This window comes from Enterobacter asburiae (assembly GCF_001521715.1).
GTDB classification, from domain to species: domain Bacteria; phylum Pseudomonadota; class Gammaproteobacteria; order Enterobacterales; family Enterobacteriaceae; genus Enterobacter; species Enterobacter asburiae.
Map to the genome: position 1 here is coordinate 3,699,933 of NZ_CP011863.1, position 25,352 is coordinate 3,725,284.

20 protein-coding genes, 4 tRNA genes and 1 pseudogene are annotated in these 25,352 nt (G+C 55.2%); 19 read left to right on the forward strand and 6 right to left on the reverse strand.

Annotation, left to right across the window (positions count from 1 at the left end; genetic code table 11):
- Nucleotides 1-18 precede the first annotated feature (18 nt).
- Nucleotides 19-909, reverse strand: coding sequence for an HTH-type transcriptional activator IlvY (ilvY, locus tag ACJ69_RS17865; RefSeq protein ID WP_023333829.1), 891 nt, complete (start codon nt 907-909; stop codon nt 19-21).
- Between the two features lie 152 nt (nt 910-1,061).
- Here ilvY and ilvC point away from each other — a divergent pair, with 152 nt between their 5' ends.
- Nucleotides 1,062-2,537 (forward strand): ketol-acid reductoisomerase, encoded by a 1,476-nt coding sequence (gene ilvC / locus ACJ69_RS17870; protein WP_023333828.1) that lies wholly within the window; start codon nt 1,062-1,064, stop codon nt 2,535-2,537.
- A 93-nt stretch (nt 2,538-2,630) separates the two neighbouring features.
- Here the strand turns inward: ilvC and ppiC (ACJ69_RS17875) are convergent, their stop codons facing one another.
- Together ppiC (ACJ69_RS17875) and ppiC (ACJ69_RS17880) are read right to left on the reverse strand one after the other, a co-directional pair.
- The gene (gene ppiC, locus ACJ69_RS17875; RefSeq protein WP_023309650.1) at nt 2,631-2,912 is read right to left on the reverse strand and encodes a peptidylprolyl isomerase PpiC; all 282 of its coding nucleotides are present in this window, start codon (nt 2,910-2,912) and stop codon (nt 2,631-2,633) included.
- A gap of 50 nt (nt 2,913-2,962) precedes the next feature.
- Nucleotides 2,963-3,244 (reverse strand): peptidylprolyl isomerase PpiC, encoded by a 282-nt coding sequence (ppiC, locus tag ACJ69_RS17880; protein WP_004886860.1) that lies wholly within the window; start codon nt 3,242-3,244, stop codon nt 2,963-2,965.
- Nucleotides 3,245-3,356: 112 nt separating this feature from the next.
- On the opposite strand from ppiC (ACJ69_RS17880), the gene rep reads away from it, so the two are divergent.
- Nucleotides 3,357-5,381: a DNA helicase Rep gene (gene rep, locus ACJ69_RS17885; RefSeq protein ID WP_047646985.1), complete on the forward strand. Its 2,025-nt coding sequence runs from the start codon at nt 3,357-3,359 to the stop codon at nt 5,379-5,381.
- Between the two features lie 59 nt (nt 5,382-5,440).
- Here rep and gppA read toward each other — a convergent pair whose 3' ends face one another.
- Complete coding sequence (gene gppA / locus ACJ69_RS17890) at nt 5,441-6,925, reverse strand: guanosine-5'-triphosphate,3'-diphosphate diphosphatase (RefSeq protein WP_047646987.1); 1,485 nt, start codon at nt 6,923-6,925, stop codon at nt 5,441-5,443.
- Nucleotides 6,926-6,931: 6 nt separating this feature from the next.
- Nucleotides 6,932-8,200, reverse strand: a complete 1,269-nt coding sequence (rhlB, locus tag ACJ69_RS17895) for an ATP-dependent RNA helicase RhlB (protein WP_059347435.1) — start codon at nt 8,198-8,200, stop codon at nt 6,932-6,934.
- Between the two features lie 144 nt (nt 8,201-8,344).
- Here rhlB and trxA point away from each other — a divergent pair, with 144 nt between their 5' ends.
- The 17 genes and pseudogenes from trxA (at nt 8,345) to ACJ69_RS17980 (ending at nt 23,504) form a co-directional block, all read left to right on the forward strand.
- Nucleotides 8,345-8,674 carry a thioredoxin TrxA gene (gene trxA, locus ACJ69_RS17900; RefSeq protein WP_006179218.1) on the forward strand — a complete coding sequence of 110 codons (330 nt, stop codon included), beginning with the start codon at nt 8,345-8,347 and terminating at the stop codon, nt 8,672-8,674.
- Between the two features lie 345 nt (nt 8,675-9,019).
- Nucleotides 9,020-10,279, forward strand: coding sequence for a transcription termination factor Rho (rho, locus tag ACJ69_RS17905; protein WP_008501566.1), 1,260 nt, complete (start codon nt 9,020-9,022; stop codon nt 10,277-10,279).
- A 241-nt stretch (nt 10,280-10,520) separates the two neighbouring features.
- Nucleotides 10,521-11,624, forward strand: coding sequence for a UDP-N-acetylglucosamine--undecaprenyl-phosphate N-acetylglucosaminephosphotransferase (gene wecA, locus ACJ69_RS17910; protein ID WP_029739567.1), 1,104 nt, complete (start codon nt 10,521-10,523; stop codon nt 11,622-11,624).
- Between the two features lie 13 nt (nt 11,625-11,637).
- The gene (gene wzzE, locus ACJ69_RS17915; protein WP_029739566.1) at nt 11,638-12,684 is read left to right on the forward strand and encodes an ECA polysaccharide chain length modulation protein; all 1,047 of its coding nucleotides are present in this window, start codon (nt 11,638-11,640) and stop codon (nt 12,682-12,684) included.
- 56 nt (nt 12,685-12,740) lie between these two features.
- Entirely contained in the window at nt 12,741-13,871 is a 1,131-nt protein-coding gene (gene wecB, locus ACJ69_RS17920; protein WP_029739565.1) for a non-hydrolyzing UDP-N-acetylglucosamine 2-epimerase, read from the forward strand.
- Nucleotides 13,868-15,129: pseudogene (gene wecC / locus ACJ69_RS17925) on the forward strand (UDP-N-acetyl-D-mannosamine dehydrogenase). The gene wecB and the pseudogene wecC overlap by 4 nt, the downstream one beginning before the upstream one ends.
- Complete coding sequence (gene rffC / locus ACJ69_RS17930; RefSeq protein ID WP_054829706.1) at nt 15,126-15,803, forward strand: dTDP-4-amino-4,6-dideoxy-D-galactose acyltransferase; 678 nt, start codon at nt 15,126-15,128, stop codon at nt 15,801-15,803. The pseudogene wecC and the gene rffC overlap by 4 nt, the downstream one beginning before the upstream one ends.
- A 4-nt stretch (nt 15,804-15,807) precedes the next feature.
- On the forward strand, nt 15,808-16,938 hold the full coding sequence (gene rffA / locus ACJ69_RS17935) for a dTDP-4-amino-4,6-dideoxygalactose transaminase (RefSeq protein WP_059347437.1): 1,131 nt from the start codon (nt 15,808-15,810) through the stop codon (nt 16,936-16,938).
- 1 nt (nt 16,939) lies between these two features.
- Nucleotides 16,940-18,190, forward strand: coding sequence for a lipid III flippase WzxE (wzxE, locus tag ACJ69_RS17940; RefSeq protein ID WP_059347439.1), 1,251 nt, complete (start codon nt 16,940-16,942; stop codon nt 18,188-18,190).
- Nucleotides 18,187-19,266, forward strand: a complete 1,080-nt coding sequence (locus ACJ69_RS17945) for a TDP-N-acetylfucosamine:lipid II N-acetylfucosaminyltransferase (RefSeq protein WP_059347440.1) — start codon at nt 18,187-18,189, stop codon at nt 19,264-19,266. The genes wzxE and ACJ69_RS17945 overlap by 4 nt, the downstream gene beginning before the upstream one ends.
- Nucleotides 19,263-20,615, forward strand: coding sequence for an ECA oligosaccharide polymerase (gene wzyE / locus ACJ69_RS17950; protein WP_059347442.1), 1,353 nt, complete (start codon nt 19,263-19,265; stop codon nt 20,613-20,615). Before ACJ69_RS17945 ends, wzyE begins: the two co-directional genes overlap by 4 nt.
- Nucleotides 20,616-20,627: 12 nt before the next feature.
- The gene (wecG, locus tag ACJ69_RS17955) at nt 20,628-21,368 is read left to right on the forward strand and encodes a lipopolysaccharide N-acetylmannosaminouronosyltransferase (RefSeq protein WP_059347443.1); all 741 of its coding nucleotides are present in this window, start codon (nt 20,628-20,630) and stop codon (nt 21,366-21,368) included.
- Nucleotides 21,369-21,565: 197 nt separating this feature from the next.
- Nucleotides 21,566-22,951: a bifunctional threonine/serine APC transporter ThrP gene (gene thrP / locus ACJ69_RS17960; protein WP_047646996.1), complete on the forward strand. Its 1,386-nt coding sequence runs from the start codon at nt 21,566-21,568 to the stop codon at nt 22,949-22,951.
- A gap of 102 nt (nt 22,952-23,053) precedes the next feature.
- Nucleotides 23,054-23,130, forward strand: a tRNA-Arg gene (locus tag ACJ69_RS17965).
- Between the two features lie 67 nt (nt 23,131-23,197).
- Nucleotides 23,198-23,273: transfer RNA gene (locus ACJ69_RS17970), tRNA-His, on the forward strand.
- 22 nt (nt 23,274-23,295) lie between these two features.
- A tRNA-Leu gene (locus ACJ69_RS17975) sits at nt 23,296-23,381 on the forward strand.
- Nucleotides 23,382-23,427: 46 nt separating this feature from the next.
- Nucleotides 23,428-23,504: transfer RNA gene (locus tag ACJ69_RS17980), tRNA-Pro, on the forward strand.
- A gap of 507 nt (nt 23,505-24,011) precedes the next feature.
- Here the strand turns inward: ACJ69_RS17980 and ACJ69_RS17985 are convergent.
- Nucleotides 24,012-25,223 carry an MFS transporter gene (locus tag ACJ69_RS17985; RefSeq protein ID WP_059347445.1) on the reverse strand — a complete coding sequence of 404 codons (1,212 nt, stop codon included), beginning with the start codon at nt 25,221-25,223 and terminating at the stop codon, nt 24,012-24,014.
- Nucleotides 25,224-25,352 lie beyond the last annotated feature (129 nt).

A 25,352-nucleotide genomic window follows, 5' to 3' on the forward strand; every position in this document is an offset into this window, starting at 1 on the left:
GCGCAGCGCCACCCGGCTTTAGTGGTTCGGCAATATCGTCCAGAACGCATCAATAAGCGGCTCATGCAGCCGCTTTTTTTGTGCGCACACGCCAAGCTCAAACGGCGTCTTCTCGTCGCTGCGCTCCAGAATCATCACGCGATTACGAACGGGCTCCGGGCTGTTTTCCAGCACCACTTCCGGCAGCAGCGCCACGCCGCAGCCGAGCGCCACCATCGACACCATCGCCTCGTGGCCGCTGACCGTGGCGTAAATCGACGGGTTGCTGATTTTCTGACGGCGGAACCACAGCTCGATGCGGCGGCGCACCGGCCCCTGATCGGCCATGATAAACGGTACCGTCGACCAGTCCGGTTTTTCCACCGACACCTGATTACGCACCGGGCAGGGCAGCGCCGGCGCGATCAGCACCACCGCCAGATTCTCCAGCATTGAGAATGCCACCGCACCCGGCAGAGTTTCGGGTTTCCCGGCAATAGCGAGATCCGCTTCGCCCGTCACCACTTTTTCCATTGCGTCGGAGGCGTCGCCGGTGGTGAGCTTAATTTCAACCGACGGATGCGCCGCGCGGAAGCGGTCAAGGATGGGCGGCAGATGGCTATAGGCGGCTGTGACGGAGCAGAAAATATGCAGTTCGCCGGAAAGGGACGGCCCCTGCTGGTCAATCGAGTGCCGCAGCTGCTGGTACTGCAACAGCGTCTGCTGGGCAAAAATGCGCAGCTCTTCACCCGCTTCCGTGAGGGTGACGGTGCGGTTGTCGCGCACGAACAGCGGCTGGCCGAGGTCTTCCTCAAGCCGCTGGATCTGGCGTGAAAGCGTGGAGGGGCTAACGTGCATCGCCCGGGCGCTGCGGCCAAAATGGCGGCTTTCCGCCAGGTGCAGGAACATTTTTAGATCGCGTAAATCCACCGATTCCACTCCCTCTTTTTATATTGCAAAAATTGCAACATGACGTTGTGAATATATCAATTTCCGCAATAAATTTCCTGTTGTAATGTGGGTACATTCTCGCTGAAACGCGAACCGAACAATAAGACACACAACATCACGAGGTATCACCCATGGCTAACTACTTTAATACACTGAACTTGCGCCAGCAGCTGGCGCAGCTGGGCAAATGCCGCTTCATGGCGCGCGACGAATTTGCCGATGGCGCGAGCTACCTTCAGGGTAAAAAAGTGGTCATCGTCGGCTGTGGCGCACAGGGTCTGAACCAGGGCCTGAACATGCGTGACTCCGGTCTGGATATCTCCTACGCTCTGCGCAAAGAAGCAATTGCCGAGAAGCGTGCTTCCTGGCGCAAAGCGACCGAAAACGGCTTCAAAGTGGGCACCTACGAAGAGCTGATCCCGCAGGCGGATCTGGTGGTTAACCTGACCCCGGACAAGCAGCACTCTGACGTAGTGCGTTCCGTACAGCCGCTGATGAAAGACGGCGCCGCGCTGGGTTACTCCCACGGCTTCAACATCGTTGAAGTGGGCGAACAGATCCGTAAAGACATCACCGTGGTGATGGTGGCGCCGAAGTGCCCGGGTACGGAAGTACGCGAAGAGTACAAGCGTGGCTTCGGCGTGCCGACCCTGATCGCGGTTCACCCGGAAAACGATCCGAAAGGCGAAGGCATGGCGATTGCCAAAGCATGGGCAGCAGCGACCGGCGGTCACCGTGCGGGCGTGCTGGAATCTTCCTTCGTTGCCGAAGTGAAATCTGACCTGATGGGTGAGCAGACCATTCTGTGCGGCATGCTGCAGGCCGGTTCTCTGCTGTGCTTCGACAAGCTGGTGGAAGAAGGCACCGACCCGGCCTACGCGGAAAAACTGATTCAGTTCGGCTGGGAAACCATCACCGAAGCGCTGAAGCAGGGCGGTATTACGCTGATGATGGACCGTCTGTCCAACCCGGCAAAACTGCGTGCTTACGCGCTGTCTGAACAGCTGAAAACCATCATGGCACCGCTGTTCCAGAAACACATGGACGACATCATCTCCGGCGAATTCTCTTCCGGCATGATGGCGGACTGGGCGAACGACGATAAAAACCTGCTGACCTGGCGTGAAGAGACCGGTAAAACTGCGTTCGAAACCGCGCCACAGTATGAAGGTAAAATCGGCGAGCAGGAGTACTTCGATAAAGGCGTACTGATGATCGCGATGGTGAAAGCAGGCGTTGAGCTGGCGTTCGAAACCATGGTGGATTCCGGCATTATCGAAGAGTCTGCGTACTACGAATCTCTGCACGAGCTGCCGCTGATCGCGAACACCATCGCCCGTAAGCGTCTGTACGAAATGAACGTGGTAATCTCTGATACCGCAGAATACGGTAACTACCTGTTCTCTTACGCCTGCGTACCGCTGCTGAAAGAGTTTATGACCACTCTGCAGACGGGCGATCTGGGCAAAGCGATTGCGGAAGGTGCCGTGGATAACGCGCAGCTGCGTGATGTGAACGAAGCGATTCGCAGCCACCAGATCGAGAAAGTGGGTCACAAACTGCGTGGCTACATGACCGATATGAAGCGTATCGCGGTAGCGGGCTAACACCTGGTGCGGGCTGATGCCCTCACCCCGCCCCTCTCCCACGGGGAGAGGGTGCAAACATTAAAGGCCTTCTCTTAGAGAAGGCCTTGTTGTTTATTTCCGATACAGTACTTTAATAATGTGATACCCGAACTGCGTGTGCAGCGGGCCGGTTGGCTCCAGCACCGGGCAGGAGAACACCACTTTATCGAACGCCGGAACCATCTGACCCTGGCGGAACTCACCCAGATCGCCGCCGCGTTTGCCTGACGGACAGATAGAGTGCTTCTTCGCCAGCTTGCCGAAGTCGGCACCGTTTTTAATCTGCTCCAGAAGATCTAAAGCCAGTTTCTCTTCTTTAACGAGGATGTGCACTGCTGCTGCTGTTTTTGCCATGATCGTGCCTTGAATAGGTTGAAATAAATCGGGGCGCAATATACCACGCGTCAGCGGCGATAAAGCACCTTAATGATATGGTAGCCAAATTTGGTTTTTACCGGGCCGTAGGGCTTCAGAAGCGGGCAGCTAAAGACCGCCTGATCGAACGGGCCGACCATCGCACCTTGTTGAAACTCGCCAAGATCCCCGCCATTGCGTCCGGACGGGCATTTAGAGTAACGCTTCGCCAGATGATCAAAGCTGATGCCGCGCTCCAGCTTGGCCAGGATCTCCTGGGCCAGTTTCTCTTCTTTTACCAGAATATGCAGGGCTGCTGCGGTCTTTTTCATGGTTCTGCTCTGCGGGTTAAACGCGATTTCTCCACTTTATCATTAGCCGGTAAATCTGCGCCCGGCTTTCTGCTACAATCCACACCCCGTTCGAAGATTGAGCAATACTCCCATGCGTTTAAACCCTGGACAACAACAAGCGGTCGAATTCGTTACTGGACCATGCCTGGTGCTGGCAGGGGCCGGTTCGGGTAAAACCCGCGTGATCACCAACAAAATCGCCCATCTGATCCACAACTGCGGATATCAGGCGCGACACATTGCGGCGGTCACCTTTACCAATAAAGCGGCGCGCGAGATGAAAGAGCGCGTCGCTCAGACGCTGGGCCGTAAAGAGGCGCGCGGCCTGATGATCTCCACCTTCCACACGCTGGGGCTGGATATCATCAAACGCGAGTATGCGGCGCTGGGAATGAAGTCCAACTTTTCGCTCTTCGATGACACCGATCAGGTGGCGCTGCTCAAAGAGCTCACCGAGGGGCTGATCGAAGATGACAAAGTGCTGTTGCAGCAGCTGATCTCGACGATCTCGAACTGGAAAAACGATCTGATGACGCCGGCCCAGGCCGCGGCGATCGCCAAAGGCGAACGGGATCGGATCTTCGCCCACTGCTACGGTCTGTACGATGCGCATATGAAAGCGTGCAACGTGCTGGACTTTGACGACCTGATCCTGCTGCCCACGCTGCTGCTGCAGCGCAATGAAGAAGTGCGCGAGCGTTGGCAGAACAAAATCCGCTACCTGCTGGTGGATGAATATCAGGACACCAACACCAGCCAGTATGAGCTGGTGAAGCTGCTGGTGGGGCAGCGCGCGCGTTTCACCGTGGTAGGCGATGACGACCAGTCGATTTACTCCTGGCGCGGCGCGCGCCCGCAAAACCTGGTGCTGCTGAGCAAAGATTTCCCGGCCCTGCAGGTGATTAAGCTGGAGCAAAACTACCGATCCTCCGGGCGTATCCTGAAGGCGGCAAACATCCTGATTGCCAATAACCCGCACGTATTCGAGAAGCGTCTCTTCTCCGAACTGGGCTACGGCACGGAGCTGAAAGTGCTCAGCGCCAACAATGAGGATCATGAAGCGGAGCGCGTGACGGGCGAGCTCATCGCTCACCACTTCGTCAACAAAACCGAATATAAGGATTACGCGATCCTCTATCGCGGCAATCACCAGTCGCGCGTCTTTGAAAAGATGCTGATGCAGAACCGCATTCCGTACAAAATCTCGGGCGGCACGTCGTTCTTCTCACGACCAGAAATCAAAGATCTGCTGGCCTACCTGCGCGTGCTCACGAACCCGGATGACGACAGCGCGTTTCTGCGCATCGTGAATACGCCAAAACGCGAGATTGGCCCGGCGACGCTGCAAAAGCTCGGCGAGTGGGCGATGACCCGCAACAAAAGTATGTTTACCGCCAGCTTCGACATGGGGCTGAGCCAGACGTTAACCGGACGCGGGTATGACTCGTTAACCCGCTTCACCCACTGGCTCGGCGAAGTGCAGCGTCTCGCGGAGCGCGAGCCGGTGGCGGCAGTGCGCGATCTCATTCACGGCATCGACTATGAGTCCTGGCTGTATGAAACCTCAGCCAGCCCGAAGGCGGCAGAGATGCGCATGAAAAACGTTAACCAGCTCTTCAGCTGGATGACCGAAATGCTCGAGGGCTCTGAAATCGACGAGCCAATGACCCTGACGCAGGTGGTCACTCGCTTTACCCTGCGCGACATGATGGAGCGCGGCGAGAGCGAAGAAGAGGCCGATCAGGTTCAGCTGATGACGCTGCATGCGTCAAAAGGGCTGGAGTTCCCGTATGTTTATCTGGTCGGCATGGAAGAGGGATTGTTGCCGCACCAGAGCAGCATTGATGAAGATAACGTCGACGAGGAGCGCCGTCTGGCCTACGTGGGGATCACACGCGCGCAGAAAGAGCTAACGTTCACGCTGTGTAAAGAGCGCCGCCAGTATGGTGAACTGGTACGCCCGGAGCCGAGTCGTTTCCTGCTGGAACTGCCGCAGGATGACGTGATCTGGGAACAGGAGCGCAAAGTGATTACCGCGGAAGAGCGGATGCACAAGGGTCAGGCTAACGTGGCGAACATCCGCGCCATGCTGGCAAAAGCCAAAGAGAAAGGATAAGGCCGTAGGGATCTGTAGGCCGGGTAAGGCGAAGCCGCCACCCGGCAATGTTTAGTGTATTACTTTACCTCAAGCACCCAGTGCACATAGCTCTGCCACTGGCATTCCTGCTCGATCATTTCTGCCCCTAACGGGTGACGATCAATCCAGTTCTCCGGCAGCGTCAGCGAAAGCTTCTCGTCATCGGCCACCAGATTAATGGCGGGCAGCAAATCATCGCGGCGGCGGCTGGCAAACAGGATCGCCAGACGCAGCAGGCGGCACATATGCTCGGCCACGCGCGGCGGGACGGCGTTTTGCTGATGCAAAGAGGAGAGATCGACGGCATTGGTCTGGTTCAGCAGCAGCGTTGCCAGCAATTTTTTCTGCGCGGGTGTATAGCCCGGTAAATCAAGGTTGCGTACCAGATACGCTGCGTGAGCCGGTGCCTGCTTAAAATCAATGCTCAGTCCGACTTCATGGAGCGCGCAGGCGCTCAGCAGTAAATCCCGGCTCAGATGATCAAGATCCCAGACGTTAGCAACCCGATCGGCGAAGCGTGACGCCAGCTGCGATACGCGTCCTGCCTGATCGATATCAACCAGAAAACGACGCTGAACGTTGCGCAGGGTACGGCTGCGGATGTCCTGATCGACCGACAGATGCAACATCCCATAGACCAGACCTTCGCGCAGCGCGCCGCCGGCCAGGGTCATACACTGGATGTTCAGCTCGGTGAAAATGGCGATAAGAATAGCCAGCCCGCTCGGGAAGACCAGCGCGCGTTCCAGCGTCAGGCCTTCAATTTCCAGCTCTTCCAGGCGCCCGCACTGAATAGCGCGCTGTTTCAGCTGCTGAAGCTTGGCAAGCGTAATCCGCTCGTCCATTCCCTGTGCCATCATGATTTCCTGCAGAGCTTGCACGGTACCCGAGGCACCCACGCAGACTTTCCAGCCGTGATAGCGCAGCTCGTCCATCACCGGGCGTAACACCTCGCGCGCGGCGTTTTCTGCCTCGTCGAAGTTCTCTTTGCCCAGGTTCCGATCGGTAAAGTAGCGCTCAAGCCAGGTCACGCAGCCCATCGACAGGCTGAACAGCGACGTTGCCTGCGCGCCGGTGCCGGTCACAAGCTCGGTACTGGCACCGCCAATATCCACCACCAGACGGCGATCGTCACCTCCCGTGGTGTGCGCAACGCCCTGGTAAATCAGGCGAGCTTCTTCTTCACCGCTGATAACCTGTACCGGACAACCCAGAATTTCCTGCGCTCTGGCAATGAAATCCACGGCGTTAACCGCCAGGCGGAGTGTCGCAGTGGCGACCACGGTGATTTGGGCATGCGGGATATCCTGCAGACGCTCGGCAAAGAGCCGCAGACACTGCCAGCCACGTTCCATGGCCTCAGGTGAGAGGTGATTATCGCTGCTCAGGCCCGCCGCGAGGCGGACCTTGCGCTTGATGCGCGTCAGCGTTTGTATGCTTCCCGCCACCTCGCGCACAACCAGCATATGAAAACTATTCGAACCGAGATCAATTGCCGCATAAAGCGAGGTGGAGCTGAGCATATTTTCTTAACCTGAACGACGACGATTACGCGGTGCGCCGCCTGAACGACGCGGACCATTGCCGGAGCGTGGGCGGGTTAGACGCTTAGGCGGCGGCAGTTCACTTAACAGCGCTTCCGGATTGTATTTGCTCTGCGGAATAGAGTGACCGATATACGTCTCAATGGCCGGGAGATTCAGCGCATACTCTTCACACGCAAGGCTAATCGAGTGACCGCTTGCGCCCGCACGACCGGTACGACCGATACGGTGTACGTAGTCTTCGCAGTCGTCTGGCAGATCGTAGTTAAAGACGTGCGTCACGGCCGGAATGTGCAGACCACGAGCCGCTACGTCGGTTGCGACCAGAATATCAAGATCGCCACGGGTAAACTCTTCCAGAATACGCAGGCGTTTTTTCTGCGCCACGTCGCCGGTCAGCAGACCAACACGGTGACCGTCTGCAGCCAGATGGCCCCAGATGTCTTCACAACGGTGTTTGGTGTTCGCAAAGATAATGGCGCGATCTGGCCACTCTTCTTCAATCAGCGTTTGCAGCAGACGCATTTTCTCTTCATTGGAAGGATAGAAGAGCTCTTCTTTAATGCGGTGACCCGTTTTCTGCTCCGGTTCCACTTCAACATATTCGGCGTTGTTCATCTGTTCGAACGCCAGCTCGCGTACGCGATAAGAAAGGGTAGCGGAGAACAACATGTTCAGACGCTGATTGGCCGGCGGCATGCGGCGGAACAGCCAACGAATGTCTTTAATGAAGCCCAGATCGTACATGCGGTCAGCTTCATCGAGCACCACAACCTGGATTGCGCCGAGGTTAATGTGGTTCTGTTTGGCGTAATCGATAAGACGGCCGGTGGTACCGATCAGGATATCCACACCGCTTTCCAGTACTTTCAGCTGTTTATCGTAGCCGTCGCCGCCATAGGCCAGGCCAAGCTTCAGTCCGGTAGAATGCGCCAGGGGTTCAGCGTCTGCGTGGATCTGTACCGCAAGTTCTCGCGTCGGGGCCATAATTAGCGCGCGCGGCTGGTTAACTTTGCGGTCTGCAATCGCTGGGTGAGAAAGTAAATAATGAAACGTTGACGTTAAAAACGCCATCGTTTTGCCGGTACCGGTTTGCGCCTGCCCGGCAACATCGCGACCGGCCAGCGTCAGCGGCAGCGCGAGGGCCTGAATGGGCGTGCAGTTATGAAACCCTTTATTTTCAAGGGCTTCAATCACCTTCGGGTGCAGCGCGAAGTCGGAAAACTTCTGTTCTGTTAAATGTGTTTTGCTCATAGTGTGGTAGAATATCAGCTTACTATTGCTTTACGAAAGCGTATCCGGTGAAATAAAGTCAACCTTTAGTTGGTTAATGCGACATCAACACGTCGTTGGTGGAGACAAAACCAACGTACCAGGCTTATTCCTGTGGAGTTATATATGAGCGATAAAATTATTCACCTGACTGACGACAGTTTTGACACGGACGTACTTAAGGCTGACGGGCTGATCCTCGTCGATTTCTGGGCTGAATGGTGTGGTCCTTGCAAAATGATCGCCCCGATTCTGGATGAGATCGCCGACGAATATCAGGGCAAACTGACCGTTGCCAAGCTGAACATCGACCAGAACCCGGGCACCGCACCAAAATACGGTATCCGTGGCATCCCAACCCTTCTGCTGTTCAAAAACGGCGAAGTGGCAGCGACCAAAGTGGGCGCGCTGTCCAAAGGTCAACTGAAAGAGTTCCTGGACGCTAACCTGGCGTAAGGTTTCTCCGCTGTGCGTTCAGAGCTCCCGGCTAAATGATGTGGAACTCTGGACGCCCGGCTGAAGTCGTGCTAAGTTAGCTATGACTTCGTTTTAAACATATCTTGTTGTTTGAATCTTGTTTTACCCGATACTTCCCGTTGTTAACATGAACAGTGCGTGAAGTGGCTAAATTCCGGGCTTGTCACTCAATCCGTCTTGTCGTTTCAGTTCTGCGTTCTTTCCCTGTGACCAGACAGCGAACAGACATGAGTTGATGGCCGCTAAACAGGCATGGATGACCCTGCCATACCATTCACAACATTAAGTTCGAGAATCACCCCGAGTTTAAGAACCCACACCATTATGAATCTTACCGAATTAAAGAATACGCCGGTTTCTGAGCTGATCACTCTCGGCGAAAATATGGGGCTGGAAAACCAGGCTCGTATGCGCAAGCAGGACATCATTTTCGCCATCCTGAAGCAGCACGCTAAGAGTGGCGAAGATATCTTTGGCGACGGTGTGCTGGAGATATTGCAAGACGGATTTGGTTTCCTCCGCTCTGCAGACAGCTCCTACCTCGCCGGCCCTGACGACATCTACGTATCCCCCAGCCAAATCCGCCGTTTCAACCTCCGCACTGGTGACACCATTTCAGGTAAGATTCGTCCTCCTAAAGAGGGTGAACGCTACTTTGCGCTGTTGAAAGTCAATGAAGTTAACTTCGACAAACCGGAAAACTCGCGTAATAAGATCCTCTTCGAGAACTTAACGCCGCTGCACGCGAACTCTCGCCTGCGCATGGAGCGTGGTAACGGTTCTACTGAAGACTTAACCGCGCGTGTTCTGGATCTGGCATCACCAATTGGTCGCGGCCAGCGTGGTCTGATTGTGGCACCGCCAAAAGCGGGTAAAACCATGCTGCTGCAGAACATCGCGCAGAGCATTGCCTATAATCACCCAGACTGCGTGCTGATGGTGCTGCTGATTGACGAACGTCCGGAAGAAGTGACCGAGATGCAGCGTCTGGTTAAAGGTGAAGTGGTTGCTTCTACCTTCGACGAGCCAGCATCTCGCCACGTTCAGGTTGCGGAAATGGTTATCGAGAAGGCGAAACGCCTGGTTGAGCACAAGAAAGACGTGATCATCCTGCTCGACTCCATCACCCGTCTGGCGCGTGCCTACAACACCGTGGTTCCAGCGTCCGGTAAAGTGCTGACCGGTGGTGTGGATGCTAACGCCCTGCATCGTCCGAAACGCTTCTTCGGTGCCGCACGTAACGTGGAAGAGGGCGGAAGCCTGACCATCATCGCGACGGCGCTGATCGATACCGGTTCAAAAATGGACGAAGTGATTTACGAAGAATTTAAAGGTACAGGTAACATGGAACTGCACCTTTCTCGTAAAATCGCTGAAAAACGCGTCTTCCCGGCTATCGACTACAATCGTTCCGGTACCCGTAAAGAAGAGCTGCTCACCACGCAGGAAGAGCTGCAGAAAATGTGGATCCTGCGCAAAATCATCCATCCAATGGGTGAAATTGACGCGATGGAGTTCCTCATTAATAAACTGGCGATGACCAAAACCAACGACGATTTCTTCGACATGATGAAACGCTCGTAACGCAAATAAAGCCAGCGAACGCCACGTTTTTACGTGGCGTTTTCCTTTTATGGACTATACGCTAGTACCACCAACTCCCAATTTTGACTGGTCAGTGCGACAATAAGATAATTCGCACAGTAAAAACATTAATAGCTTGAATAATAAACAAATGGAATTGTAAGAGGTTTGCTTTATAACTTCAGGCTCAGCGCCTTGATGGTTATACTTCCTTGACTAACATTTGTTGAGAACATCCATTGTGAACCTACTTGATACGTTTACTGAACTAACCAGTATTTTCTTGTTTACCACCTGCTTTTTGTTTCTGGCACGTAAGGTGGCGAAATATCTGGGGTTAGTGGATAAACCCAACTTCCGTAAGCGTCATCAAGGTATGATTCCTTTGGTCGGCGGTATCTCTGTTTTCGCGGGGATCTGCTTCACGTTTGCCATCGCGGATTACTATATTCCACATGCCAGACTGTACCTGACCTGTGCGACAGTGCTTGTGGTGGTTGGCGCTCTTGACGACCGTTATGATATTAGCGTTAAAATCCGCGCCTTCGTTCAGGCTGCTGTAGCTATCGCTATGATGGTGTTCGCTAAGCTGCACTTGAGTAGCCTGGGCTATATTTTTGGCTCCTGGGAGATGGAACTCGGTCCGTTCGGTTATTTCCTGACACTTTTTGCCGTGTGGGTGGCAATTAACGCGTTCAACATGGTTGACGGTATCGATGGTTTATTGGGAGGCTTGTCCTGCGTCTCATTTGCCGCAATTGGTTTCATTTTATGGTTCGATGGGCAATATAGCCTTGCTATGTGGTGTTTTGCCATGATTGCGGCCATCCTGCCTTATATCCTGTTGAATCTCGGCGCATTGGGCCGGCGTTATAAAGTATTCATGGGTGATGCGGGTAGCACACTTATCGGCTTTACTATCATTTGGATCTTGCTGGAAACCACTCAGGGTGATGTACACCCCATTAGCCCAGTAACGGCATTATGGATTATCGCTATCCCGTTAATGGACATGGTTGCGATTATGTATCGCCGCCTGCGTAAAGGGATGAGTCCTTTCTCTGCTGACCGTCAGCACATTCATCATTTGATCATGCGAGCCGGATTCACTTCCCGGCAAGCATTTGTGCTTATTACGCTGGCGGCTGCTATTCTAGCGGGGATTGGCGTGACGGCGGAATATACACATTTTGTGCCTGAATGGGCTATGTTGGTATTGTTCTTGCTAGCTTTTTCTCTCTACGGCTACTGCATCAAGCGTGCATGGAAGGTAGCACGCTTCATTAAACGTATTAAGCGCAGGATGCGTCGTAACAGTGGCAAACATACAACATTAACTAAGTAAAACCGGGACTATGATGACTCAACCGTTGGCGGGAGCGAAATCAGTGGTAACAGAGAATGAGCTGGATATTCGGGGTTTGTTTCGCGTGTTATGGGCAGGCAAACTTTGGATTGCGGGGATCGCGCTGGGGTTTGCCCTGTTAGCGCTGGCCTATACGTTCTTTGCAAAGCAAGAGTGGAGCGCCACGGCAATCACAGACAAGCCAACGGTTAACATGCTCGGGGGATACTATTCCCAGCAGCAATTCCTGCGTAACCTGGACATCAAAGCCAGTCTTGCTACGCCAGACCAGGCTTCCGTTATGGATGAAGCCTATAAAGAGTTTGTGATGCAGCTGGCCTCGTGGGATACCCGCCGCGATTTCTGGTCCCAGACGGATTACTATAAGCAGCGCCGGGTTGATAATACAAAAGCCGATGCCGCCCTGCTGGACGATCTGATTAACAATATTCAGTTTATGCCGGGCGACGCGCTGCGTAGCGTGAATGACAGCGTCAAGCTGATTGCAGAAACCGCGCCGGATGCCAACAACCTGTTGCGTCAGTATGTCGCGTTTGCCAGCCAGCGTGCCGCAAGCCATCTTAACGAAGAGCTTAAAGGTGCCTGGGCGGCTCGTACAATCCAGATGAAAGCCCAGGTGAAACGTCAGGAAGAGGTGGCGAATACCATTTTCGGTCGCCGCGTGCATAACATTGAGCAGGCGCTGAAAATTGCGGAACAGCACAATATTTCCCGTACTGAGACGGACGTGCCGGCCGATGAGCTGCCTGATTCAGAAATGTTCCTTCTTGGCCGCCCCATGCTGCAGGCGCGTCTGGAAAACCTGAAGGCCGTCGGGCCTGATTTTGACCTCGATTACGATCAAAATCGCGCGATGCTCAATACGCTTAATGTCGGCCCATCCCTGGACCCGCGTTTTCAGACCTATCGTTATTTGCGAACACCTGAAGAACCTGTAAAACGCGACAGTCCGCGCCGCGCATTCCTGATGATCATGTGGGGGATTGTGGGCGCACTGACGGGCGCTGGCGTGGCGTTAGCGCGTCGCCGCAAAAACTAAGAACGCCGTTTACGATGAAGGCTATGGCCTTCATCGCCTAATCGAAGAGAATCGATGTGAAAGTACTTACCGTATTTGGCACCAGGCCGGAGGCCATTAAGATGGCGCCTCTGGTTCATGCGCTGGCCAGCGATCCTGATATTGAAGCGAAAGTCTGCGTCACGGCACAGCACCGTGAAATGCTCGACCAGGTTTTAACGCTCTTTTCCATCGCCCCGGATTACGACCTTAATATTATGAAACCGGGGCAAGGCTTGACCGAAATAACCTGCCGCATACTGCAAGATCTCAAGCCGATCCTGGAGTCATTTAAGCCCGACGTCGTGCTGGTACACGGTGACACCACCACAACCGTGGCGACAAGCCTGGCCGCGTTTTACCAGCGAATTCCCGTGGGGCATGTTGAGGCGGGTCTGCGTACCGGCAATCTTTATTCGCCGTGGCCGGAGGAGGCCAACCGCACGTTAACGGGTCATCTGGCGATGTACCACTTTGCGCCAACGGAAAACTCTCGTCAGAACCTGCTGCGTGAAAATATCGCCGATAACAAAATCTTTGTGACCGGCAATACGGTCATTGACGCGTTAATTTGGGTACGTGACCGCGTCCTGGCAAACAGCGATCTTCAGAAAGAGCTCGCTGCACGCTATCCGTTCCTTCACAACGGCAAAAAAACCATTCTGGTCACTGGCCACCGTCGCGAGAGCTTTGGCCGGGGTTTTGAGCAAATCTGTCACGCGCTGGCTGAAATCGCCGCGCAGAATGACGATGTGCAAATTGTCTATCCAGTACACCTTAACCCTAACGTCAGCGAGCCGGTTAACCGGATCCTGGGCCATGTCGAAAATGTCCTTCTGATTGAACCTCAGGACTACATGCCGTTTGTCTGGCTGATGAACCACGCCTGGCTGATCCTCACCGATTCCGGCGGCATTCAGGAAGAAGCGCCATCCCTCGGCAAACCGGTGCTGGTGATGCGTGAAACGACCGAACGTCCGGAAGCCGTCAAAGCCGGTACGGTGCGTCTGGTCGGCACCAACGCGCAGCTCATCGTCGAAGAGGTCACGCGCCTGCTGCATGACGATGAAGCGTATCAGGCGATGAGCCGTGCCCATAATCCGTATGGAGACGGGCAGGCTTGTGGCCGTATCTTGCATGCACTTAAACACAATCGGGTATCGCTATGAGTTTTACTACCATCTCTGTCATTGGTCTTGGCTACATTGGCTTGCCTACTGCGGCCGCGTTTGCCTCTCGTCAGAAACAGGTTGTTGGTGTGGATATCAACGCACGGGCGGTAGAAACCATTAACCGTGGCGAGATTCATATTGTGGAGCCCGATCTTGACCGCGTGGTGAAAGAGGCGGTGGAGGGGGCTTCCTGCGTGCAAGCACGAGCCCAGTTGAAGCGGATGCCTACCTGATTGCCGTCCCTACCCCGTTTAAAGGTGACCACGAGCCCGACATGGCATTCGTCGAGGCGGCGGCAAAATCCATAGCGCCCGTGCTGAAGAAAGGGGCGCTGGTGATCCTGGAATCGACCTCTCCGGTCGGCGCTACCGAGCAGATGGCACAGTGGCTGGCCGAGGCGCGTCCTGATTTACGTTTCCCGCAGCAGGCGGGTGAGCAGGCGGATATCAACATCGCCTACTGTCCGGAGCGCGTGCTGCCGGGCCAGGTGATGGTCGAACTGATTAAAAACGACCGCGTCATTGGCGGTATGACGCCCGTCTGTTCCGAACGTGCCAGCGCGCTGTACAAGATTTTCCTGGAAGGCGAGTGCGTGGTGACCAACTCCCGCACCGCCGAGATGTGCAAGCTGACGGAGAACAGCTTCCGCGACGTCAATATCGCCTTTGCGAACGAACTGTCGCTGATCTGCGCCGACCAGGGGATTAACGTCTGGGAGTTGATTAGCCTGGCAAATCGCCATCCTCGCGTGAACATTCTCCAGCCAGGCCCGGGCGTGGGCGGACACTGTATCGCCGTCGATCCGTGGTTTATCGTGGCGCAGAATCCGGCGCAGGCGCGTCTGATTCGCACCGCGCGTGAAGTGAATGACAGCAAGCCTCACTGGGTGCTCAACCAGGTTAAAGCGACGGTAGCGGATTGCCTGGCAGAGAGCGGCAAGCGCGCCAGCGAGCTGAAAATTGCCTGCTTTGGTCTGGCATTTAAACCCAATATTGACGATCTGCGTGAAAGCCCGGCGATGGAAATTGCCGAGATGATTGCCGAATGGCACAAGGGTGAAACGCTGGTGGTTGAGCCGAATATCCATGAATTACCGGCAAAACTGGCGGGACACTGCACGCTGACGGCGCTGGACGACGCGCTGGCGACGGCGGACGTGCTGGTGCTGCTGGTAGATCATAAAGAGTTTAAAGCGACGTCCGGCGATGCTGTTCGTCAGCAGTATATTGTGGATACCAAAGGTGTCTGGCGTTGAACAGCCTGAATGGGGTGCTTGAGTCCCTGCAGTGGGAGAGTGCCTTTTTCGGCCTGCCGTCGGCCATCGTACGTCTGCGCGATGATGCGCCGGTGCTGGCTGAATCAGATTTTATCGCCTGGCAACGGGTGCAGGCTAAGATCCCGGCGGAGCGCGCCGATCTGCTTGACGCGCTCCAGCAGCACGGCTTTCAGCTGGTTGAAGGTGAGGTAGACCTTTCCATTACCCTTACCCGGCACGATGCGTCCGGCGCGGAAATTGCAAACGAACAGGACATCCCCGTGCTGCGTCAGATGGCGGCCCAGGCATTTGCACAGAGCCGCTTTCGTGCGCCCTGGTATGCACCTGACGATAGCGGACGTTTCTATGCCCAGTGGATAGAGAATGCGGTCAAAGGCACCTTTGACCACGTCTGCCTGGTTTTCCGTGCTGGGGACGGTCAAATCCAGGGGTTCGTCTCGCTGCGTAAGCTCAACGAGCGCGAGGCGCGTATTGGCTTATTAGCCGGGCGCGGCATGGGTGAGAAACTCATGCAGGCGGCGCTGCACTGGGCGCAGCAGCAACAGCTTGTGACGCTGCGGGTCGCGACCCAACTGGGCAACACCGCCGCGCTTAAACGTTATATTGCGAGTGGTGCCAACATCGACGCCACCGCCTACTGGTTATACAGGTGACAAGATGATTCCATTTAACGCACCACCCGTTGTCGGAACTGAACTTGACTATATGCAGTCTGCCATGGGCAGCGGCAAACTCTGTGGTGACGGCGGTTTTACCCGTCGCTGTCAGCAGTGGATGGAACAGCGTTTTCGCAGCGCCAAAGTGCTGCTGACCCCGTCCTGCACGGCATCGCTGGAAATGGCGGCACTGTTGCTGGATATCCAGCCCGGTGATGAAGTGATTATGCCGAGCTATACCTTCGTTTCCACCGCGAACGCCTTTGTCCTGCGCGGAGCGAAAATCGTCTTTGTGGATATCCGCCCGGATACCATGAACATTGATGAGACGCTGATTGAAGCGGCGATCACCGACAAAACGCGCGCGATCGTGCCGGTTCACTACGCGGGCGTGGCCTGTGAAATGGACACCATCATGGCCATCGCCCAAAAACATAATCTGTTCGTGGTGGAAGATGCCGCGCAGGGCGTGATGTCCACCTACAAAGGACGCGCGCTGGGCACTATTGGCCACATTGGCTGCTTTAGCTTCCACGAAACCAAAAACTACACGGCGGGCGGAGAAGGTGGCGCGACGCTGATTAACGACCGGGCTCTCGTGGAGCGTGCGGAAGTGATCCGTGAAAAAGGCACCAACCGCAGCCAGTTCTTCCGGGGTCAGGTAGATAAATACACCTGGCGCGACATCGGTTCCAGCTATCTGATGGCGGATCTGCAGGCGGCATACCTGTGGGCGCAGCTGGAAGCGGCTGAACGTATCAACCTTCAGCGTCTTTCCCTGTGGCAAACGTATTACGATGCGCTTGAGCCGCTGGCCAAAGCCGGGCGTATTGAGCTGCCGACCATCCCGGCGGATTGCGTCCACAATGCGCATATGTTCTACATCAAGCTGCGCGATAACGACGACCGCAGCGAGCTCATCGCCTGGCTGAAAGAGGCCGAGATTATGGCGGTGTTCCACTACATCCCGCTGCACTCCAGCCCGGCCGGCGAAGCGTTTGGCACGTTCGCGGGTGAAGATCGTTACACCACGAAAGAAAGTGAGCGTTTGCTTCGCCTGCCACTGTTCTACAACCTCGCGCCTGTTAACCAGCGTACGGTGATTAATACCCTTCTGAGTTATTTCGGCTGATATGTCTCTGGCAAAAGCATCGGTGTGGACCGCCGCGTCCACGCTTGTAAAAATTGGCGCCGGGCTGCTGGTCGTCAAGCTGCTGGCCGTCTCATTTGGCCCCTCTGGCGTGGGGCTGGCGGGTAATTTCCGCCAGCTCGTTACCGTCCTTGGGGTGCTGGCCGGTGCCGGTATCTTCAACGGCGTGACCAAATACGTTGCGCAGTATCACGATGATGCGGCTCAGCTGCGCAGGGTGGTGGGCACCTCTTCGGCGATGGTCACGGGTTTTTCGACCCTGATGGCGGTTGTCTTTCTGCTGGCGGCGGCGCCCATCAGCCAGGGATTGTTCGGGCACACCCATTATCAGGGGCTGGTGCGTCTGGTCGCGTTGGTTCAGATGGGCATTGCCTGGGCAAACCTGCTGCTGGCGCTGATGAAAGGTTTTCGTGATGCCGCCGGGAACGCGCTTGCCTTAATCCTGGGCAGCGTCATCGGCGTGATTGCCTATTACTTCTGCTATCGCCTTGGCGGCTATGAAGGCGCACTGCTTGGGCTTGCGCTGGTCCCGGCCCTGGTTGTTGTGCCTGCGGCATTGATGCTGATGCGTCGGGGCGTCATCCCTTTGAGCTACCTGAAACCGCAATGGGACACGATGCTTGCCAGCCAGCTGGGTAAATTTACCCTGATGGCGCTCATCACCTCCGTCACGCTGCCGGTGGCCTACGTGATGATGCGAAACCTGCTGGCGGCGCATTATAGCTGGGATGAGGTGGGGATCTGGCAGGGCGTAAGCAGTATTTCCGACGCCTATCTCCAGTTTATTACGGCTTCCTTTAGCGTTTACCTGCTGCCAACCTTATCGCGTCTGACGTCCAGACAGGATATTACCCGTGAGATTTTCCGATCGCTGCGCTTTGTGCTGCCGGCCGTCGCAGCGGCCAGCTTTACCGTCTGGTTACTGCGCGATGTTGCCATCTGGCTGCTGTTCTCGGCGAAGTTCACCGCCATGCGCGATCTCTTTGCCTGGCAGCTGGTGGGTGATGTGCTGAAAGTGGGTGCTTACGTTTTTGGCTATCTGGTGATTGCAAAAGCGTCCCTGCGGCTGTATATCCTGGCGGAAATTAGCCAGTTTGCGTTACTGACAGCATTTTCACACTGGCTGATACCCGCGCACGGTGCGCTGGGGGCGGCTCAGGCCTACATGGCAACCTATATCGTTTATTTCGCCGCCTGTTGCGGCGTATTTTTATTGTGGCGTAAACGCGCATGACTGCACTGATTCACATCCTGGGATCGGATATCCCACACCATAACCAGACCGTTTTGCGGTTCTTCAACGACGAGCTGGCATCGGGTAACCCTGATGCGCGTGAGTTTATGGTTGCAGGTCAGGATAAGGGCCTGAGCGAGGCGTTTCCGGCGCTGACGATTCGCTTCTGGCCGGATAAGGCCGCGCTGGCGAAGGCGGTTGTTGCCAAAGCCAAAGCGGATCGTAAGCAACGTTTCTTTTTCCACGGGCAGTTCAATACCGGCCTATGGCTGGCACTGCTCAGCGGGGGGATTACACCCTCCCAGTGCAGCTGGCATATCTGGGGAGCCGATCTCTACGAAGTCTCCCGCGGCTGGAAATTCCGTCTTTTCTATCCGCTGCGGCGTATGGCGCAGGGGCGCGTCGGCTGTGTGTTTGCCACCCGTGGCGATCTCAACTATTTTGCTAAACAGCACCCGAACGTGCGCGGAGAACTACTCTATTTCCCAACCCGCATGGATCCGGCGCTGAACGCCATGGCGAATGACGCGGTGCGTGAAGGCAAGCTGACGATCCTGGTGGGGAATTCCGGCGATCGCAGTAACGAACACGTCGCGGCGCTCAGGGCGGTGCATCAGCAGTTTGGCGATACGGTGAACGTGGTGGTGCCGATGGGCTATCCCGCCAACAACGACGCCTATATTGCTGACGTTCGCCAACAAGGGCTTGCGCTGTTTAGTGCAGAAAATCTGCACATCCTCAGCGATAAGCTGGAATTTGATGAGTATCTTGCGCTGCTGAGAAAATGCGATCTCGGCTATTTCATCTTCGCCCGACAGCAGGGAATCGGCACGCTATGTCTGCTGATTCAGGCGGGTGTACCGTGCGTGCTCAACCGCGACAACCCGTTCTGGCAGGACATGGCCGAGCAGCATATTCCGGTGCTGTTTACCTCTGACACGCTGAATGTCGAGGTGGTACGGGAAGCCCAACGCCAGCTCACGCTGGTGGATAAGAATAGCATCGATTTTTTCAGCCCGAATTACCTCACGCCGTGGCACCGCGCGCTGCGTATCGCTTCAGGAGACAAAGCATGAGTCAGTTGCAATTCAGCGGCTTACTGGTTGTCTGGCTTCTGAGCACCCTGTTTATTGCCACGCTTACCTGGTTTGAATTCCGCCGGGTGCGTTTCAACTTTAACGTTTTCTTCTCGTTACTGTTTCTGCTGACCTTCTTTTTCGGCTTCCCGCTGACCAGTATTCTGGTCTTCCGTTTTGACGTGAGCGTCGCGCCGCCGGAAATCCTGCTCCAGGCGCTTCTGGCGGCAACCTGCTTCTATGCCGTCTACTACGTCACCTATAAAACGCGTCTGCGTTCAGCGCAGGCTGCTGCCCCGCGCCGGCCGCTTTTTACCATGAATCGGGTGGAAACCCACCTGACGTGGGTGATGCTGATGACCATCGCCCTGGTCAGCGTCGGTATCTTCTTCATGCATAACGGCTTTCTGCTGTTTAAGCTCCACTCCTACAGCCAGATTTTTTCGGCCGAAGTCTCGGGCGTGGCGCTTAAGCGTTTCTTCTACTTCTTCATTCCGGCGATGCTGGTGGTCTTTTTCCTGCGCCAGGACAGCAAAGCGTGGCTGTTCTTTCTGGTCAGCACCGTCGCGTTTGGCATTCTGACCTACATGATTGTGGGCGGTACGCGCGCGAACATTATCATCGCCTTCGCCATCTTCCTGTTTATCGGCATCATCCGCGGCTGGATCTCGCTGTGGATGCTGGTTGCAGCAGGCGTGTTTGGCATTGTCGGGATGTTCTGGCTGGCGCTGAAACGCTACGGGATGAACGTGGCGGGCGATGAGGCGTTTTACACGTTTCTCTACCTGACGCGCGATACCTTCTCGCCGTGGGAAAACCTGGCATTGCTGCTGCAAAACTACGACAAGATTGATTTCCAGGGGCTGGCACCGATTGTTCGCGACTTCTACGTCTTTATCCCTTCCTGGCTATGGCCGGACCGGCCTGGCGTGGTGCTTAACACGGCAAATTACTTTACCTGGGAAGTGCTGAACAACCATTCCGGTCTGGCAATCTCGCCAACGCTGATTGGTTCCCTGGTGGTGATGGGAGGGGCGTGGTTCATTCTCCCCGGGGCGGTTGCCGTGGGGCTGATTATCAAGTGGTTCGACTGGCTTTACGTGCGTGGCAACGAAGAGACCAACCGCTATAAAGCCGCCATTTTGCACAGTTTCTGCTTTGGTGCCATTTTCAATATGATCGTTCTGGCGCGCGAAGGGCTGGACTCGTTCGTTTCGCGCGTGGTGTTCTTCATGGTCGTTTTCGGCCTCTGCCTGTTGCTGGCCAAACTGTTGTACTGGCTGTTTGACAGCGCAGGACTCGTGCACAAGCGCGAGCGGCAGGGCAGCACAACGCTGTCGCAAGTCTGAGTAAGGATAGTAATGACTGATAAAATTTCTGCACCGCGCTACGCGCTACGTGGCCTGCAGCTAATTGGCTGGCGCGACATGCAGCACGCGCTGGACTTTCTGTTCGCCGATGGCCAGATGAAATCCGGTACGCTGGTGGCCATCAACGCGGAAAAAATGCTGGCGGTTGAGGATAATGCGGAAGTCAAAAGCCTGATTGAAGCGGCTGAATTTAAATACGCGGACGGGATCAGCGTGGTCCGCTCTATCCGTAAAAAGTATCCTGACGCTAATGTTTCCCGCGTGGCGGGGGCCGATCTCTGGGAGCAGCTTATGGCCCGCGCAGGTGCGCAGGGCACGCCCGTGTTCCTGATTGGCGGTAAGCCGGAGATACTGGCCCAGACGGAGGAGAAACTGCGTCGTCAATGGAATGTTAATATCGTCGGCAGCCAGGATGGTTACTTCAAACCGGAAGATCGACAGGCTCTGTTTGAGCGCGTTCGTGACAGCGGGGCGAAAATTGTCACCGTGGCGATGGGCTCCCCGCGCCAGGAGATCCTGATGCGTGACTGCCGTCTGGTCTGTCCTGATGCCCTCTACATGGGCGTCGGCGGCACGTACGACGTCTTTACCGGCCACGTTAAGCGTGCGCCAAAGATCTGGCAAAATCTGGGGCTGGAGTGGCTGTACCGCCTGTTATCACAACCGACGCGCATTAAACGACAGATCCGTCTGCTTCGCTACCTCGCCTGGCATTACACCGGGAAAATGTAATCAAAATGTAGCGCGATATGCTATTCGCGCTGCAACTCGCCTGCAAAACTGCTGATAATCTGTGCAATGCATTCATTTTTTTAATGCATCGTTTGCCATTTGGCAGATTTTAGGAAACCATTCGCTCCGTATTTTAGTACCCCTAAAAAACAATACCCGGTATTAAGCCGGGAAACAGCAAACACAATCGAGGATCTATGGCAGAGAAACAACCGGAGCTACAGCGTGGGCTGGAAGCTCGTCATATTGAACTGATAGCGCTGGGCGGCACTATCGGCGTGGGCCTGTTTATGGGCTCCGCAAGCACGCTCAAATGGGCAGGCCCTTCCGTATTACTGGCGTATATTATCGCCGGGCTGTTTGTTTTCTTCATTATGCGTTCCATGGGCGAAATGCTCTTCCTGGAGCCGGTAACCGGCTCTTTCGCCGTTTACGCGCATCGCTATATGAGCCCCTTCTTCGGCTACCTGACGGCCTGGTCATACTGGTTTATGTGGATGGCGGTGGGCATCTCAGAGATCACCGCGATAGGGGTCTACGTCCAGTTTTGGTTCCCGGACATGGTCCAGTGGATACCCGCGCTCATTGCCGTGGGGCTGGTGGCGCTGGCAAACCTGGCAGCCGTGCGCCTTTACGGTGAAATTGAGTTCTGGTTCGCAATGATCAAAGTCACCACGATTATTGTGATGATTGTCGTTGGCCTGGGCGTGATTTTCTTCGGCTTTGGCAACGGTGGACACGCTATCGGCTTTGGCAACCTGACCGAAAACGGCGGCTTCTTTGCCGGCGGCTGGAAGGGCTTCCTGACGGCGCTGTGTATCGTTGTGGCCTCGTATCAGGGCGTGGAGCTGATCGGTATTACCGCCGGTGAAGCGAAAAACCCGCAGGTCACGCTGCGTAGCGCGGTGGGTAAAGTGCTGTGGCGTATCCTGATTTTCTATGTGGGCGCGATCTTCGTCATCGTGACCATCTTCCCGTGGAACGAAATTGGCACGACGGGTAGCCCGTTTGTATTAACCTTCGCCAAAATTGGTATCACGGCGGCGGCGGGCATCATCAACTTTGTGGTCCTGACGGCAGCACTGTCAGGCTGTAACAGTGGGATGTACAGCTGCGGGCGTATGCTCTATGCGCTTTCGAAGAATAACCAGCTGCCTGCGGCGATGAGTAAAGTCTCACGTGCCGGCGTACCGGTGGCGGGTGTGGCGGTCTCCATTGCGATCCTGCTGATTGGTTCGTGTCTGAACTACATCATCCCGAATCCGCAACGCGTGTTCGTTTACGTTTATAGCGCCAGTGTGCTGCCGGGCATGGTGCCGTGGTTTGTTATCCTCATCAGCCAGCTGCGTTTCCGCCATGCGCATAAAAAAGCGATCGAAAGTCATCCGTTCCGCTCAATTCTGTTCCCCTATGCGAACTATTTGACGATGGCGTTCCTGATTTGCGTATTAATCGGCATGTACTTTAATGAAGATACCCGCATGTCGCTGTTTGTCGGGATGATCTTCCTGGCGGCTGTGACGGCCGCATATAAGCTTTTTGGCCTGGGTCGCCGCGGCACCACGCAGAAAGTGGAGGAATAAGCGGCAAAATGTGCAAACCATAACCAAACGCGCATTTTTTTCAAAAAAGCACTAGACAGCGGGGACGGAGGTACGTAATATCCAGCCCCGCAACGGCGCTAAGCGCCCGTAGCTCAGCTGGATAGAGCGCTGCCCTCCGGAGGCAGAGGTCTCAGGTTCGAATCCTGTCGGGCGCGCCATTTTAGTCCCGGCGCTAGAGCTGCGGTGGTCTGAGAAGTAGTCAGTACCGCGTGAAAGAATACAGTGGTGGCTATAGCTCAGTTGGTAGAGCCCTGGATTGTGATTCCAGTTGTCGTGGGTTCGAATCCCATTAGCCACCCCATTATTTGAAAGAGTTGTGAATTGCGAAGGTGGCGGAATTGGTAGACGCGCTAGCTTCAGGTGTTAGTGTCCTTTGGATGTGGGGGTTCGAGTCCCCCCCCTCGCACCACGACTTTTTAAATGAATTGAACTAAAAATTCAAAAAAGCAGTACATCGGCGAGTAGCGCAGCTTGGTAGCGCAACTGGTTTGGGACCAGTGGGTCGGAGGTTCGAATCCTCTCTCGCCGACCAATTTTGAACCCCGCTTCGGCGGGGTTTTTTGTTTTCTGCGATTCTTCATCCCTGTCGTTATTCCCCAACCACGTCCTTTTTCATTGTCGCAATCCAGCGACATGCAACTCATTGAAAGTCATATAAAAAACCATTTATGGGTTTTGCCGTCTCCTCCTGGCGACATATTCCCGCCTTTTCCCGCTACGTTGTAGCGCTTAAGGCGGCGCTTAGCAGCATAATTTCCTTTTATCTTAAAATGTTGCGTCATGTAAAAGTTCTGGGTGTTATGTTGGCACGTTACGTGCAATAATATGCGTGTAGATGCTCATTCCATCTCTTATGTTCGCCTTAGTGCCTCATAAACTCAGGAATGACGCAGAGCCATTTACGGTGCTTATCGTCCACTGACAGATGTCGCTTCGGCCTCATCAGACACCATGGACACAACGTTGAGTGAAGCACCAAATATGTTGTCTTACAGACCTGTTTTAACGCCTGCTTTTATAGCAGGCGTTTTTTTATGCCTTATTCCCGATACAAGCGCATGATCAGGGCAACCATCAGCAGGGCCGATGCAGAGACAGCATATAGCGCCTGTACTGAGCCAAACCCTGAAGCCACCGCCGCTGCAATGCCGGTGAAAAGAGAGGCGCTGAGCGTTTGCCAGCGCCAGGCTTTACCGCTGGCAGAAGCGGTTTGCGTGAGAGGAAAACTACTGAGTACGCCAAACGTGCCCGCTGCGAAGAGAACATTCGAGGCCAGATGCGCGATAAAGATCATCCCCAGCGCACATACCGTCCACCCGGACAAAAACGGCAGCATGCCATAAGCGGCCAGAAAGATGCTCAGACAAACGATTATTCGCGGCGTGTGGGCCGCAAAGCGCATCAGGCTCTCTTTTTTTAGCAGCAGGGGGCCACAAAGCTGCCCCAGACTCCTCGCGAAAAGCAGGGGCAAAGCAAGGCCCGCCGCATCCTGAGGACGGAGCTGCTGGGCCAGTGCAGGAAGAAGCGCCATGGCCGGTGATCCGACGGCGGCCAGCGCCGGCAGGATGAGCAGGCTGCGTTTCTGCCGAACGGTCAACGCCTGCCAGCGTAATGTTGCAGAACCCCCCTTTTCCATAGTAGTGGGGCCTGGTGCCGGAGAAAACCGGCGTCCAGCCATCCATAGCAGTAACAGTGACCCGAAAAAGCTCAAGGCATCAATGGCCAGCAGGGTAAACACGGATGTCTTCTGAAACAGCACCACGCCGAGGCCGGTCCCTAACAACACCTGAGAAGCAAAAATCACATTTTCCAGACAGGTCGCAGCAGGCAGCTCTGCTTCGCTAAATCCGCGCTTAAAGAGCAATGTCAGCGCGGGCCAACTCATCCCGCTGAGCAGCGCTTCGGTGGATTGCACGGCGAGCAATGCGGCAACGCTGTGGTAACCCACGCCAAGCAGGGGAAAGAGCAGGGCGAGCAAGCCTAGTCCCTCGGTCAGTATCAGCAGGGAGATCGGAGAACAGCGTGAGCACAGCTTTTCACCGATCGTGCTGCCGATGAATCCGGGTACCGTAGCGAAAAGAAAAGCGAGAGTCAGCAGAGCGGGCGGGGCTGACCATGCTAAGAGCAAACCGAAGACCACAACCTGGGTTAGACCATTCCCCAGCGAAGAAAAGATAAAAGCGCAGGCAAGCAGGCGCAGCCAGCGGTGGCAGCGCAGCGCCTGGATAAGCGCATACAAAAGCGAGTTCATTGAGATTTCCTTTCAAAAACGATTTAGTCCACGCTGCAAAATGTGCGCGTGTGTGAAAAAAGGTTAATGAAAAGACATCGTTACATTGGCGGATTCGTTTGCGGATGTGGGTGCAAAGAATGTAGCAGG

Excerpts from the sequence above, each read along its gene's own strand:
- ilvC (WP_023333828.1), top strand. The coding sequence starts at position 1,062 with ATGGCTAACTACTTTAATACACTGAACTTGCGCCAGCAGCTGGCGCAG.
- ppiC (WP_023309650.1), bottom strand. The coding sequence starts at position 2,912 with ATGGCAAAAACAGCAGCAGCAGTGCACATCCTCGTTAAAGAAGAGAAA.
- ppiC (WP_004886860.1), bottom strand. The coding sequence starts at position 3,244 with ATGAAAAAGACCGCAGCAGCCCTGCATATTCTGGTAAAAGAAGAGAAA.
- rep (WP_047646985.1), top strand. The coding sequence starts at position 3,357 with ATGCGTTTAAACCCTGGACAACAACAAGCGGTCGAATTCGTTACTGGA.
- gppA (WP_047646987.1), bottom strand. The coding sequence starts at position 6,925 with ATGCTCAGCTCCACCTCGCTTTATGCGGCAATTGATCTCGGTTCGAAT.
- rhlB (WP_059347435.1), bottom strand. The coding sequence starts at position 8,200 with ATGAGCAAAACACATTTAACAGAACAGAAGTTTTCCGACTTCGCGCTG.
- trxA (WP_006179218.1), top strand. The coding sequence starts at position 8,345 with ATGAGCGATAAAATTATTCACCTGACTGACGACAGTTTTGACACGGAC.
- rho (WP_008501566.1), top strand. The coding sequence starts at position 9,020 with ATGAATCTTACCGAATTAAAGAATACGCCGGTTTCTGAGCTGATCACT.
- wzzE (WP_029739566.1), top strand. The coding sequence starts at position 11,638 with ATGACTCAACCGTTGGCGGGAGCGAAATCAGTGGTAACAGAGAATGAG.
- rffA (WP_059347437.1), top strand. The coding sequence starts at position 15,808 with ATGATTCCATTTAACGCACCACCCGTTGTCGGAACTGAACTTGACTAT.
- wzxE (WP_059347439.1), top strand. The coding sequence starts at position 16,940 with ATGTCTCTGGCAAAAGCATCGGTGTGGACCGCCGCGTCCACGCTTGTA.
- ACJ69_RS17945 (WP_059347440.1), top strand. The coding sequence starts at position 18,187 with ATGACTGCACTGATTCACATCCTGGGATCGGATATCCCACACCATAAC.
- wzyE (WP_059347442.1), top strand. The coding sequence starts at position 19,263 with ATGAGTCAGTTGCAATTCAGCGGCTTACTGGTTGTCTGGCTTCTGAGC.
- wecG (WP_059347443.1), top strand. The coding sequence starts at position 20,628 with ATGACTGATAAAATTTCTGCACCGCGCTACGCGCTACGTGGCCTGCAG.
- thrP (WP_047646996.1), top strand. The coding sequence starts at position 21,566 with ATGGCAGAGAAACAACCGGAGCTACAGCGTGGGCTGGAAGCTCGTCAT.
- ACJ69_RS17985 (WP_059347445.1), bottom strand. The coding sequence starts at position 25,223 with ATGAACTCGCTTTTGTATGCGCTTATCCAGGCGCTGCGCTGCCACCGC.